Below are 12431 nucleotides of genomic sequence, written 5' to 3'. Positions count from 1 at the left end.
AGACACTGGAGATGAAACGCAGAACGTTCGTAACGCTGGCCGCCGCGGCCGCGGTGGTGATGGGCAGCCCGGTCGCGCACGCGGCCGACCCGGTCAAGATCGGCTTCCTCGTGAAGCAGCCGGAAGAGCCGTGGTTCCAGGACGAGTGGAAATTCGCCGAGATCGCCGCGAAGCAGAAGGGCTTCACGCTCGTGAAGATCGGCGCGCCGTCCGGCGAGAAGGTGATGAGCGCGATCGACAACCTGTCCGCGCAGAAGGCGCAGGGCTTCATCATCTGCACGCCCGACGTGAAGCTCGGGCCGGGCATCGTCGCGAAGGCGAAGTCGCACAACCTGAAGATGATGACGGTCGACGACCGCCTCGTCGACGGTGCGGGCAAGCCGATCGAGTCGGTGCCGCACATGGGGATTTCCGCGTACAACATCGGCAAGCAGGTCGGCGACGGCATCGCGGCCGAGATCAAGAAGCGCGGCTGGGACATGAAGGACGTCGGCGCGATCGACATCACCTACGAGCAGCTGCCGACCGCGCACGACCGCACGAGCGGCGCGACCGACGCGCTGGTCGCCGCCGGCTTCCCGAAGGCGAACGTGGTCGCGGCGCCGCAGGCGAAGACCGACACCGAGAACGCGTTCAACGCGGCGAACATCGCGCTCACGAAGAACCCGCAGTTCAAGCACTGGGTCGCGTACGGCCTGAACGACGAGGCCGTGCTCGGCGCGGTGCGCGCGGCCGAAGGGCGCGGCTTCAAGGCCGACAACATGATCGGCATCGGCATCGGCGGTTCCGATTCGGCGTTGAACGAGTTCAAGAAGCCGCAGCCGACGGGCTTCTACGGCACCGTGATCATCAGCCCGAAGCGCCACGGCGAGGAAACCTCGGACCTGATGTACACGTGGATCACGCAGGGCAAGGCGCCGCCGCCGTTGACGCTGACGACGGGCATGCTCGCGACGCGCGACAACGTGTCGAAGGTGCGCGAGGAGATGGGGCTCGCGTCGAAGTAAGCGGCCCGCCGGCTGCCGCGCGACGCGGCGGCCGGCGGTCGATGGATCTGGAAGTGGGGAGACGACGTGTCAGCGGCACTGCGTTTTGACAATATCGGCAAGGTATTTCCCGGCGTGCGCGCACTCGACGGCATTTCGTTCGACGTGCATGCAGGCGAGGTGCATGGCCTGATGGGCGAGAACGGCGCGGGCAAGTCGACGCTGTTGAAGATTCTCGGCGGCGAATACCAGCCCGATGCGGGCAGCGTGCTGGTCGACGGCCAGCCCGTGCAGTTCGCGAATGCGGCCGCGTCGATCGCGGCCGGCATCGCGGTGATTCACCAGGAGTTGCAGTACGTGCCCGACCTGACGGTCGCGGAGAACCTGTTGCTCGGCCGCCTGCCGAATGCGTTCGGCTGGGTCAGGAAGCGCGAGGCGAAGCGTTACGTGCGCGAGCGGCTCGCCGAGATGGGCGTGGACCTCGATCCCGACGCGCGGCTCGGGCGGCTGTCGATCGCGCAGCGGCAGATGGTCGAGATCTGCAAGGCGCTGATGCGCAATGCGCGCGTGATCGCGCTCGACGAACCGACGAGTTCGCTGTCACATCGCGAGACGGAAGTGCTGTTCAAGCTGGTCGACGATCTGCGCGCGCAAGGCCGCGCGCTGATCTACATCTCGCACCGGATGGACGAGATCTACCGGCTGTGCGATGCATGCACGATCTTTCGCGACGGGCGCAAGATCGCGTCGCACGAAGCGCTGGCCGACGTGCCGCGCGAGCGGCTCGTCGCCGAAATGGTCGGGCGCGAGATCGCGGACATCTACCATTACGCGCCGCGCGCGCTCGGCGACGTGCGGTTCTCCGCCGAAGGCGTCGACGGCCCGGCATTGCGCGAACCCGCCAGCTTCTCGGTGCGCGCGGGCGAGATCGTCGGCTTCTTCGGGCTCGTCGGCGCGGGCCGCAGCGAGCTGATGCGGCTCGTGTACGGCGCGGACCGCCGGCGCGCGGGCGTGCTGACGCTCGACGGCAAGCGCATCGACGTGAAGCGCACCGGCGACGCGATCCGTCACGGCATCGTGCTGTGCCCCGAGGACCGCAAGGAAGAAGGGATCATCGCGATCGCGTCGGTCGCGGAGAACATCAACATCAGCTGCCGCCGCCATTCGCTGCGCGCGGGGCTCTTCATCAACGGCAAGACCGAAAGCGAAACGGCCGATCGTTTCATCCAGCGGCTGAAGATCAAGACGCCGAACCGGCGGCAGAAGATCCGCTTCCTGTCGGGCGGCAACCAGCAGAAGGCGATCCTGTCGCGCTGGCTCGCGGAGCCCGACCTGAAGGTCGTGATCCTCGACGAGCCGACGCGCGGGATCGACGTCGGCGCGAAGCACGAGATCTACGACGTGATCTACCGGCTCGCGGAGCGCGGCTGCGCGATCGTGATGGTGTCGTCGGAACTGCCGGAAGTGCTCGGCGTGTCCGACCGCATCGTCGTGATGCGCGAAGGCCGGATCGCCGGCGAGCTGCCGCGCGCCGAGGCGAACGAGCACGCGGTGCTGAACCTCGCGCTGCCGCAGACGAGCGCGGTCGAGGCGGCCTGACGCGGCCGGCTACGTCCGGACAAGCCCGGGACATTCGAATCGAACACGCGCGGCGCGGGCCGCGCGATGCAGGAGCAGGAGACACATCATGCAAGCCAACGAAAACCTTGCCAGCGCCGCAGTGAAGTCGGCCGACGCGCTGGTGCCACAGCAGAGCGACCGCCAGAAGTGGTGGCAGCATCTGACCGAATACAGCCTGATCGCGATCTTCGCGGTGATGTTCATCACGATGTCGCTGACCGTCGATCACTTCTTCTCGATCGACAACATGCTCGGCCTCGCGCTGTCGATCTCGCAGATCGGCATGGTCGCGTGCACGATGATGTTCTGTCTCGCGTCGCGCGACTTCGACCTGTCGATCGGCTCGACCGTCGCGTTCTCGGGCGTGCTGTGCGCGATGGTGCTGAACGCGACCGACAACACATTCGTCGCGATCGTCGCCGCGGTCGCGGCCGGCGCCGCGATCGGCTTCGTGAACGGCGCGGTGATCGCGTACCTGCGGATCAACGCGCTGATCACCACGCTCGCGACGATGGAAATCGTGCGCGGGCTCGGCTTCATCGTGTCGAAGGGGCAGGCGGTCGGCGTGTCGTCGGATACGTTCATCGCGCTCGGCGGGCTGTCGATGTTCGGCGTGTCGCTGCCGATCTGGGTCACGCTGCTGTGCTTCATCGGGTTCGGCGTGCTGCTGAACCAGACCGTCTATGGCCGCAACACGCTCGCGATCGGCGGCAACCCGGAAGCATCGCGGCTCGCGGGGATCAACGTCGAACGCACGCGCGTATACATTTTCCTGATCCAGGGCGCGGTGACCGCGCTCGCGGGCGTGATCCTCGCGTCGCGCATCACGTCGGGCCAGCCGAACGCCGCGCAAGGCTTCGAGCTGAACGTGATCTCCGCGTGCGTGCTCGGCGGCGTGTCGCTGATGGGCGGCCGCGCGACCATCTCGGGCGTCGTGATCGGCGTGCTGATCATGGGCACCGTCGAGAACGTGATGAACCTGCTGAACATCGACGCGTTCTACCAGTACCTGGTGCGCGGCGCGATCCTGCTCGCGGCCGTGCTGCTCGACCAGCTGAAGAATCGCGGCGTACGCGACTGACGAATCCACGGAGACGATCCGCATGACCATCGACACATCAGTGCAGGGCACGCACACGGCGGCGAGCGACGCGCGCTTCGCGCGCTACCCGAGCCTCGAGGATCGCGCGGTGCTGATCACGGGCGGCGCGACCGGCATCGGCGCGTCGTTCGTCGAGCACTTCGCCGAACAGGGCGCGCGCGTCGCGTTCGTCGACCTCGACGCGGCGGCCGGCGCCGCGCTGGCCGAACGCCTCGCGCACGTGCGTCATGCGCCGCTGTTCCTGTCCTGCGACCTGACCGACGTCGACGTGCTGCGCGGCGCGATCGACGCGATCCGCGCGCGCATCGGCGCGATCGCGGTGCTCGTGAACAACGCGGCGAACGACGCACGCCATGCGATCGGCGACGTGACGCCCGCGTCGTTCGACGCGGGCATCGCGGTGAACCTGCGCCACCAGTTCTTCGCCGCGCAGGCGGTGATCGACGACATGAAGCGCCAGGGCGGCGGCGCGATCATCAATCTCGGCTCGATCAGCTGGATGCTGAAGAACGGCGGCTATCCCGTCTACGTGATGGCGAAGGCGGCCGTGCAGGGCCTGACGCGCGGCCTCGCGCGCGATCTCGGCCCGTTCGGCATCCGCGTGAATTCGCTGGTGCCCGGCTGGGTGATGACCGACAAGCAGCGCCGGCTGTGGCTCGACGACGCGGGCCGCGCGGCGATCAAGGCCGGCCAGTGCATCGACGCCGAACTGCTGCCCGCCGACCTCGCGCGGATGGCGCTGTTTCTCGCGGCCGACGACAGCCGGATGATCACCGCGCAGGACGTGATCGTCGACGGCGGCTGGGCCTGACCGCTCGCACGACCTGCATCGTTTCTTCGACGAAGGAAAGGAGCTCACCATGACCGCCACGTCCTCGCGCGCATCGTCGTCCGCCAGCCAGTCGCGCCGCGCGCGCCTGGCCGCCGCCGCCCAGCCGGTCAGCCCCGGCCCGCAGACGGCCGTGTTCGCGCAGGGCGTCGGCGCCGCGCCCGCGGCGGTCGTCACGCTGTCGAACGCGTCGCTGCGGCTCGACGTGCTGCCGCACCTCGGCGGCGGCATCGCGCGCTTCGACTGGCGCGGCGACAACGGCGTGCTGATGCCGGTGTTCCGCCGTTGCGAACACCCGGAGACGGCGACGGACCCGAACGAGCTCGCGTGCTATCCGCTGCTGCCGTACTCGAACCGGATCGGCGACGGACGTTTCGAATGCGACGGGCGCAAGGTCGCGGTGCCGCGCAACCGCCGCGACGAGCCGCTGCCGATCCACGGCGACGGCTGGCTCGCGCCGTGGCAGGTGGACGAGGCGACCGACACGTCGCTGCAACTGTCGCTCGACCGCGCCGCCGGCGCGCCGTACGCGTTCCGCGCGATCCAGTCGTTCGAACTCGACGACGCGACGCTGTCGATCGCGCTGACGATCGAGAACGCGGGCCGCGCGCGGCTGCCGTTCGGGCTCGGCGTGCATCCGTTCCTCGTGCGCGATGCGGTGACGGAGCTGGCCGCGGCGGCGGGCGGGCTGTGGCTGTCGGGCGCCGATTTCCTGCCGGTGCGGCACGTCAGCGTGCCGCCGGCCTGGCAGTTCGGGGTCGCGTATCCGCTGCCGGCCGCGCTCGTCAATCACGCGTTCACCGGCTGGGGCGGCCACGCGACGGTGAGCTGGCCGCGCCGTCGGCTGTCGTTGACCGTCGCGGCCGACGCCGACGCGTACGTGCTCTATACGCCGCCGGGCGAGGATTTCTTCTGCTTCGAGCCGGTCGATCATCCGATCAATGCGGTGAACCTGCCGGGCGGCGCGACCGCGCACGGAATGACGCTGCTCGCGCCCGGCGAGCGGCTCACGCGGCGTTTCGCGTTTACCGTCGGGCGCACCGATGCGCGCAGCAATGCCGCGACGCGCGGGGGACGCCGGCGACACGGGTAAAATACGCGGTCTACCAACGGTTTGCCGCGAGTACCCGCCATGTCTTCCCCGCTTACTTTCATTGAATCGCTGCGCGCCGCGTGGCAGCGCACGAATTCGCTGCTGTGCGTCGGCCTCGATCCCGAGCCGTCGCGCTTTCCCGTGCAGTTCGACGGCCAGCCCGACGCGATCTTCGAATTCTGCCGGCAGATCGTCGACGCGACCGCGCCGTACGCGAGCGCGTTCAAGCCGCAGATCGCGTACTTCGCCGCGCATCGCGCGGAAGACCAGCTCGAGCGGCTGATCGCGCATATCCATCTCCAGCATCCGGGCCTGCCCGTGATCCTCGACGCGAAGCGCGGCGACATCGGCAGCACGGCCGAGCAGTACGCGCGCGAAGCGTTCGAGCGCTATCGCGCGGACGCCGTCACGGTGAACCCGTACATGGGCTACGACTCGGTCGAGCCGTACTTCGAGCATGAGGGCAAGGGCGTGATCGTGCTGTGCCGCACGTCGAACCCGGGCGGGTCCGACCTGCAGTTCCTCGATACGAACGGGCGGCCGCTGTACCAGGTCGTCGCCGATCTCGCGGCGAACAAGTGGAATGCGAAGAACGGCCAGCTCGGCCTCGTGGTCGGCGCGACGTTCCCGAAGGAAATCGAGATCGTGCGCGGGATCGTCGGCGACATGCCGCTCTTGATCCCGGGCATCGGCGCACAGGGCGGCGACGTGCAGGCGACTGTCAACGCGGGCCGCACGGCCGACGGCACGGGGATGATGATCAACTCGTCGCGTGCGATCCTGTACGCGAGCAAAGGCGAGGATTTCGCCGAAGCCGCGGCGCTCGCCGCGCAGAAGACGCGCGACACGATCAACGCGCATCGCTGAAATACGGGCCGCCCACTCCGGGCGGCCTTCGATCGCCGCGTCCGCGTCCGCGGGCCGCGCGCCTTTATCGCGTGGTCGCCGTCCTGGCGCACGCGAACAATTTCCCGTCGCTTCCGTACCGCACGTGCGCAATTTAGTCGCGCCATGCTGCCGTCTGTCATCGATTCGTCACAAAAATGTCAAGAAAAGGAGCGACGCCATGCCCAAGCTGTCCCGCCGTCTTCTGAGCGCGTTCGCCGCGTCGCTGTGCATGACGTTCGCCCATGCGGCCGACCTGGCGCACTGGCCCGCCGACAGCGCGAAGGCGCTGAACGCGATGATCGCCGCGCACGCGAACCGCGGCGACTACGCGGTGTTCGACGCCGACAACACGACCTACCGCTACGACCTCGAGGAAGCGCTGCTGCCGTATCTCGAGAACCGCGGCGTGCTGACGCGCGATTCGCTCGACCCGTCGCTGAAGCTGATCCCGTTCAAGGATTCCGCCGACTACAAGGAATCGCTGACGAGCTACTACTACCGGCTGTGCGAGATCGACGATCTGGTCTGCTATCCATGGATCGCGCAGGCGTTCGCCGGGCAGTCGCTCGCCGACCTGAAGCGCCACATCGACGCGATGCTCGCCGACGGCAAGCCGATCCCGATCCGCTACTGGCAGGGCGACAAGGTCGTCGACGGCACGGTGAACCCGCCGCGCTTCTTTCGCGGAATGCAGGAGCTGTACAACGCGCTGCGCGAGAACGGCATCGACGTCTACGTGATGACGGCCGCGCACGAGGAACTCGCGCGGCTCGTGCTGGCCGACCCGAAGTACGGCTACAACGTGAAGCCGCAGAACGTGATCGGCGTGACGACGCTGCTGCGCAACCCGGCGACCGGCGCGCTGACGACGTCGCGGCTGCAGATCAAGGCCGGCAAGTACGACGAGGCCGCGAACCGCAATCTCGTGATCACGCCGTTCCTGATGAACCCGATGACGTGGTACGAAGGCAAGCTCGGTTCGATCGTCGGCTGGATCGACCAGTGGAAGAAGCCGGTGCTCGTCGCGGGCGACACGCCGACGTCCGACGGCTACATGCTGCTGAACGCGACCGACGTCGCGCGCGGCGGCGTGCGCGTGTGGGTCAACAAGAAGGACAAGCAGATGACGCAGATCCGCGCGTGGTCGGACGAATCGGCCGCGAAGCAGAAGGCGCTCGGGCTGCCGGTGACGGCGGACAAGAACTGGATCGTCGTGAAGCCCGACGCGATTCAGTAAGCGAGCAGGAAGGGCGCGGCACGCGCGCCCGGCCCGATCAGCGTTCGCGTTCGTCGAGTAGCTTCAGCAGCCCGCGCAGCGCATGTGCGGCCGCCTGCGTGCGGATCTGTTCGCGGTCGCCCTTGAACACCAGCGTTTCGACGTCGGTATGCAGCCGGTTGCTCCAGCCGAACGATACGGTGCCGACCGGCTTCTTCTCGCTGCCGCCGCCCGGGCCCGCGATGCCGGTGACGGACAGCGCGACCTGCGCGCGGCTGTTGCGCAGCGCGCCTTCGGCCATCGCGCGCGCGACGGGTTCGCTGACCGCGCCGTGCTTGTCGATCAGGTCGGACGGCACGCCGATCATCTCGATCTTGGCCTGGTTCGAGTACGTGACGAAGCCGCGCTCGAACCACTGGCTGCTGCCGGAAATGTCGGTGATCGCCGCGGCGATCATGCCGCCGGTGCAGGATTCGGCGGTGGCGAGCGTCAGGTGCTCGTCACGCAGCTTGTTGCCTGCGCGGATCGCAAGCTGATGGACGACGGAATCGGTTGGCATGCGCGTCGGGGAACGGAAGTCGGGAAATCGGTCAGCCGGCGACGGAGCGCCACAGCGCGATCACCAGCAGCGTCATGAACGCGGCGACGAGGTCGTCGACCATGATGCCGAGCCCGCCTTTCAGGCGGCGGTCGAAGTAGCGGATCGGCGGCGGCTTCAGCATGTCGAAGAAGCGGAACGCGACGAACGCCCACAGCTGGCCGACGAAGGTCGCGGGCGTGACGAACAGCATCACGAGCCAGATCGCGACGATCTCGTCCCAGACGACGGCGCCCGGATCGGACACGCCGGCCTGCTTCGCGGTGAAGCCGGTGATCCAGGTGCCCGCCACGAAGCCGACGGCGATCAGCGCCCACCATTCGGGCACCGTCAGGTAGCGATTGAGCACGACGAACGTGAGCCAGCCGAACAGCGAGCCGAACGTGCCGGGCATGATCGGCGCGAGCCCGCTGCCGAAGCCGAGCGACACGATATGCGCGGGGTGCGACAGCATGAAGCGGGCCGTCGTGCGGGTCGGCGCGGGCGGCGCGGCGCCGGGCTCGGCCGCGGCGTGCGCGGGCGTCGGATCAGTCTGCATGGAAGTGGTCGAAACCGTGCAACGTGAGAGCGAGGGGCGCGCCGGCGGCGTCGCGCCACGCGATGGCAGGTTGCGCCGACGGCGCGGACAACGCGTGTATTGTACCGATTCGCGTGACCGGCACGCCGGCCGTGGCGCCCGCCGCTTCGACCGCCGCGCGGGCCGCCACCGGCGCCGTGAAGCACAGTTCGTAGTCGTCGCCGCCGGCCAGCGTGCAGCGGCGCTGCACGTCGGCCGGCAGCGTCGCGAGCGCGGCCGAGCGCGGCACCGCGTCGGCGTCGATCTCGGCGCGCACGTTCGAGCGCGTCAGGATGTGCTGGAGATCGCCGGCGAGGCCGTCGGAGAGATCGAGCGCCGCGTGCGCGACGCCCGCAAGCGCGAGCCCCAGCGCGACGCGCGGCTCCGGACGCTCGAGCGCGCGCCGGAATGCGGCGGCCTCCTCCACGCCGGCCGTCCATTCGCCGCGAGCGACGCCGAGCCCCGCGCGCGCATCGCCGAGCGTGCCGGACACCCACACGTCGTCGCCTTCGCGCGCGGCATCGCGCCGCAGCGCCGCGTCGGGCGCGACTTCGCCGAACACGGTCACGCACAGGTTCAGCGGCCCGCTCGTCGTGTCGCCGCCGATCAGTTCGCAGCCGTATCGCTCGGCCAGTGCGAACAGGCCGTTGCTGAACGCCTCGAGCCACGCCGCGTCGGCGCGCGGCAGCGCGCATGCGAGCGTGAAGGCGCGCGGCGCGGCGCCCATCGCGGCGAGGTCCGACAGATTGACCGCGAGCGTCTTGTGGCCGAGCGCGTCCGGCGCGACATCGGGGAAGAAGTGGCGGCCCTCCACCAGCATGTCCGTCGAAATGGCCAGCAATTTCCCGGATCGGGGCGCGATCAGCGCGCAATCGTCGCCGATGCCGAGCGTCGACGCGCGGGCGCCCTGCGCGGCGCGGCGCGTGAAGAAGCGTTCGATCAGCGAGAACTCGGAGAGGGCGGCTGGCACGGCGGGCGATCCGAAACGATTGAAGGAACGGCATTGTACGAGGCGGGCGGCGGCGCTTCTGCACCATCCAGACCATTTTTGTCGCGGCCGTCGCACCCGAATCGCCGGTCTGGCGGCCAATGATTGGCGCTACAATGCCGTCGAACAGTTATTCTAATCCGCCCGTCAAGAGACACATGTCCACCCAAGCCTCCTCCAAAGCCAAGCTCCGCGAAGCCGCGCTCGACTATCACGAATTTCCGACCCCCGGCAAAATCGCGATCGCCCCGACCAAGCAGATGATCAACCAGCGCGACCTCGCGCTCGCGTATTCGCCGGGCGTGGCGTTCGCGTGCGAGGAGATCGTCGAGAATCCGCTGAACGCGGCGCGCTTCACCGCGCGCAGCAACCTGGTCGGCGTCGTGACGAACGGCACGGCGGTGCTCGGTCTCGGCAACATCGGCCCGCTCGCGTCGAAGCCGGTGATGGAAGGCAAGGCCGTGCTGTTCAAGAAGTTCGCGGGCATCGACGTGTTCGACATCGAGCTGAACGAGTCGGACCCGCACAAGCTCGTCGACGTGATCGCCGCGCTGGAGCCCACCTTCGGCGGGATCAACCTCGAAGACATCAAGGCGCCGGACTGCTTCATCGTCGAGCGCGAAGCGCGCAAGCGGATGAAGATCCCGGTGTTCCACGACGACCAGCACGGCACCGCGATCGTCGTGGCCGCGGCCGTCACGAATGGCCTGAAGGTCGTCGGCAAGGACATCAAGAAGGTCAAGCTCGTGGCGTCCGGCGCGGGCGCGGCCGCGCTCGCGTGTCTCGACCTGCTGGTCGACATCGGCCTGCCGCTCGAGAACATCACGGTGACCGACCTGGCCGGCGTGGTCTACAAGGGCCGCACCGAGCTGATGGATCCGGACAAGGAGCGTTTCGCGCGCGAAACCGACGCCCGCACGCTGGCCGAAGTGATTGACGGCGCGGACATCTTCCTCGGCCTGTCGGCCGCAGGCGTGCTGAAGCAGGAGATGGTGAAGGGCATGACCGAGCGCCCGCTGATCCTCGCGCTCGCGAACCCGACGCCGGAAATCCTGCCGGAACTCGCGCTCGAAGTGCGCCCGGACGCGGTGCTGGCCACCGGCCGTACCGACTACCCGAATCAGGTCAATAACGTCCTGTGTTTCCCGTTCATCTTCCGCGGCGCGCTCGACGTCGGCGCGACGACGATCACGCGTGAAATGGAGATCGCGGCCGTCAATGCGATCGCCGAACTCGCGCAGCACGAGCAGAGCGACATCGTCGCGACCGCGTACGGTATCCAGGATCTGTCGTTCGGGCCCGAATACCTGATTCCGAAGCCGTTCGATCCGCGCCTGATCGTGAAGATCGCGCCGGCCGTCGCGCAGGCCGCGATGGACGGCGGCGTCGCGACGCGCCCGATCGAGGACATGGAGGCGTACCGCGTCCATCTGCAGCAGTTCGTGTATCACAGCGGCACGACGATGAAGCCGATCTTCCAGATCGCGCGCGCCGCGCCGGAAGAGAAGAAGCGCGTCGTGTTCGCGGAAGGCGAAGAAGAGCGCGTGTTGCGCGCCGTTCAGATCATCGTCGACGAAAAACTCGCGAAGCCGATCCTGATCGGCCGCCCGTCGGTGATCGAGCATCGTATCCAGCGCTACGGCCTGCGCCTCACGCCCGGCACCGATTTCACGGTCGTCAACACTGAGCACGACGAGCGCTACCGCGACTTCTGGCAGACGTACCACAAGATGATGGCGCGCAAGGGCATCAGCGAGCAGCTCGCGCGCGTCGAAATGCGTCGCCGCACGACGCTGATCGGCTCGATGCTGGTGAAGAAGGGCGAAGCGGACGGGATGATCTGCGGCACGATCAGCACCACGCACCGCCACCTGCACTTCATCGACCAGGTGATCGGCAAGCGTCCGGGCTGCAGCGTGTACGCGGCGATGAACGGCCTCGTGCTGCCGGGCCGCCAGATCTTCCTCGTCGATACGCACGTGAACGTCGATCCGACCCCGGAGGAGCTGGCCGAGATCACGATCATGGCCGCGGAAGAAGTGCGCCGCTTCGGCATCGAACCGAAGGTCGCGCTGCTGTCGCATTCGAATTTCGGCACGAGCAATGCCCCTTCGGCGAAGAAGATGCGCGATACGCTCGCGATCCTGCAGGAAACCGCGCCGGAGCTGAAGGTGGACGGCGAAATGCACGGCGACGTCGCGCTCGATGCGGCGCTGCGCAAGGAAATCCTGCCGGAATCGACGCTCGAAGGCGACGCGAACCTGCTGATCCTGCCGAACATCGACGCCGCGAACATCGCATACAACCTGCTGAAGACGGCCGCGGGCAACAACATCGCGATCGGGCCGATCCTGTTGGGCGCCGCGGAGCCGGTGCACGTGCTGACCGAATCGGCGACCGTTCGTCGCATCGTCAACATGGCGGCGCTGCTGGTCGCCGACGTCAACGCCGCGCGCTGAGCCGGAACGACCTCGCGGCGCCGGTCGCCCCGGCGCCGTGGGTCGGGCGAAATGTAAACAAAGGCAAAAAGAGGCGTGCCCGCAATGGGCACGCCG

Annotated in this window: 11 protein-coding genes; 8 read left to right on the top strand and 3 right to left on the bottom strand. The window is 68.1% G+C overall.

What is annotated here, in order from left to right:
- Positions 1-11 precede the first annotated feature (11 nt).
- From A9Z05_RS02780 to A9Z05_RS02750, 7 genes are all read left to right on the top strand, one after another.
- Positions 12-1007: an arabinose ABC transporter substrate-binding protein gene (locus A9Z05_RS02780; protein ID WP_069616787.1), complete on the top strand. Its 996-nt coding sequence runs from the start codon at positions 12-14 to the stop codon at positions 1005-1007.
- A gap of 66 nt (positions 1008-1073) precedes the next feature.
- Positions 1074-2585: an L-arabinose ABC transporter ATP-binding protein AraG gene (gene araG / locus A9Z05_RS02775; protein WP_069616786.1), complete on the top strand. Its 1512-nt coding sequence runs from the start codon at positions 1074-1076 to the stop codon at positions 2583-2585.
- Between the two features lie 88 nt (positions 2586-2673).
- The gene (araH, locus tag A9Z05_RS02770; protein WP_069616785.1) at positions 2674-3687 is read left to right on the top strand and encodes an L-arabinose ABC transporter permease AraH; all 1014 of its coding nucleotides are present in this window, start codon (positions 2674-2676) and stop codon (positions 3685-3687) included.
- 22 nt (positions 3688-3709) lie between these two features.
- Entirely contained in the window at positions 3710-4519 is an 810-nt protein-coding gene (locus A9Z05_RS02765) for an SDR family NAD(P)-dependent oxidoreductase (protein WP_069616784.1), read from the top strand.
- Positions 4520-4568: 49 nt separating this feature from the next.
- Positions 4569-5630 (top strand): aldose 1-epimerase, encoded by a 1062-nt coding sequence (locus tag A9Z05_RS02760; protein ID WP_069616783.1) that lies wholly within the window; start codon positions 4569-4571, stop codon positions 5628-5630.
- A gap of 39 nt (positions 5631-5669) precedes the next feature.
- Complete coding sequence (gene pyrF, locus A9Z05_RS02755; protein WP_006483119.1) at positions 5670-6497, top strand: orotidine-5'-phosphate decarboxylase; 828 nt, start codon at positions 5670-5672, stop codon at positions 6495-6497.
- Positions 6498-6696: 199 nt separating this feature from the next.
- Complete coding sequence (locus tag A9Z05_RS02750; protein ID WP_069616782.1) at positions 6697-7755, top strand: phosphorylcholine phosphatase; 1059 nt, start codon at positions 6697-6699, stop codon at positions 7753-7755.
- A gap of 37 nt (positions 7756-7792) precedes the next feature.
- Here the strand turns inward: A9Z05_RS02750 and A9Z05_RS02745 are convergent, their stop codons facing one another.
- The 3 genes from A9Z05_RS02745 to thiL are packed head-to-tail and all read right to left on the bottom strand — an operon-like array spanning position 7793 to position 9858.
- On the bottom strand, positions 7793-8293 hold the full coding sequence (locus A9Z05_RS02745; RefSeq protein ID WP_069616781.1) for a CinA family protein: 501 nt from the start codon (positions 8291-8293) through the stop codon (positions 7793-7795).
- A gap of 31 nt (positions 8294-8324) precedes the next feature.
- Entirely contained in the window at positions 8325-8870 is a 546-nt protein-coding gene (locus A9Z05_RS02740) for a phosphatidylglycerophosphatase A (RefSeq protein ID WP_069616780.1), read from the bottom strand.
- Complete coding sequence (gene thiL / locus A9Z05_RS02735; protein ID WP_069616779.1) at positions 8860-9858, bottom strand: thiamine-phosphate kinase; 999 nt, start codon at positions 9856-9858, stop codon at positions 8860-8862. Before thiL ends, A9Z05_RS02740 begins: the two co-directional genes overlap by 11 nt.
- A 134-nt stretch (positions 9859-9992) precedes the next feature.
- Here thiL and A9Z05_RS02730 point away from each other — a divergent pair, with 134 nt between their 5' ends.
- The gene (locus tag A9Z05_RS02730) at positions 9993-12335 is read left to right on the top strand and encodes an NADP-dependent malic enzyme (protein WP_305143979.1); all 2343 of its coding nucleotides are present in this window, start codon (positions 9993-9995) and stop codon (positions 12333-12335) included.
- Positions 12336-12431: the final 96 nt, after the last annotated feature.

The organism is Burkholderia sp. A2 (assembly GCF_001729305.1).
Classification (GTDB): Bacteria; Pseudomonadota; Gammaproteobacteria; order Burkholderiales; family Burkholderiaceae; genus Burkholderia; species Burkholderia sola.
The sequence above is the reverse complement of the archived record's forward strand: the minus strand, read 5'-3'. Positions and strand labels throughout refer to the sequence as shown.

Coding starts and splice junctions, on each gene's coding strand:
- A9Z05_RS02780 (WP_069616787.1), top strand. CDS start 12: ATGAAACGCAGAACGTTCGTAACGCTGGCCGCCGCGGCCGCGGTGGTG.
- araH (WP_069616785.1), top strand. CDS start 2,674: ATGCAAGCCAACGAAAACCTTGCCAGCGCCGCAGTGAAGTCGGCCGAC.
- A9Z05_RS02765 (WP_069616784.1), top strand. CDS start 3,710: ATGACCATCGACACATCAGTGCAGGGCACGCACACGGCGGCGAGCGAC.
- A9Z05_RS02760 (WP_069616783.1), top strand. CDS start 4,569: ATGACCGCCACGTCCTCGCGCGCATCGTCGTCCGCCAGCCAGTCGCGC.
- pyrF (WP_006483119.1), top strand. CDS start 5,670: ATGTCTTCCCCGCTTACTTTCATTGAATCGCTGCGCGCCGCGTGGCAG.
- A9Z05_RS02750 (WP_069616782.1), top strand. CDS start 6,697: ATGCCCAAGCTGTCCCGCCGTCTTCTGAGCGCGTTCGCCGCGTCGCTG.
- A9Z05_RS02745 (WP_069616781.1), bottom strand. CDS start 8,293: ATGCCAACCGATTCCGTCGTCCATCAGCTTGCGATCCGCGCAGGCAAC.
- A9Z05_RS02740 (WP_069616780.1), bottom strand. CDS start 8,870: ATGCAGACTGATCCGACGCCCGCGCACGCCGCGGCCGAGCCCGGCGCC.
- A9Z05_RS02730 (WP_305143979.1), top strand. CDS start 9,993: ATGCCGTCGAACAGTTATTCTAATCCGCCCGTCAAGAGACACATGTCC.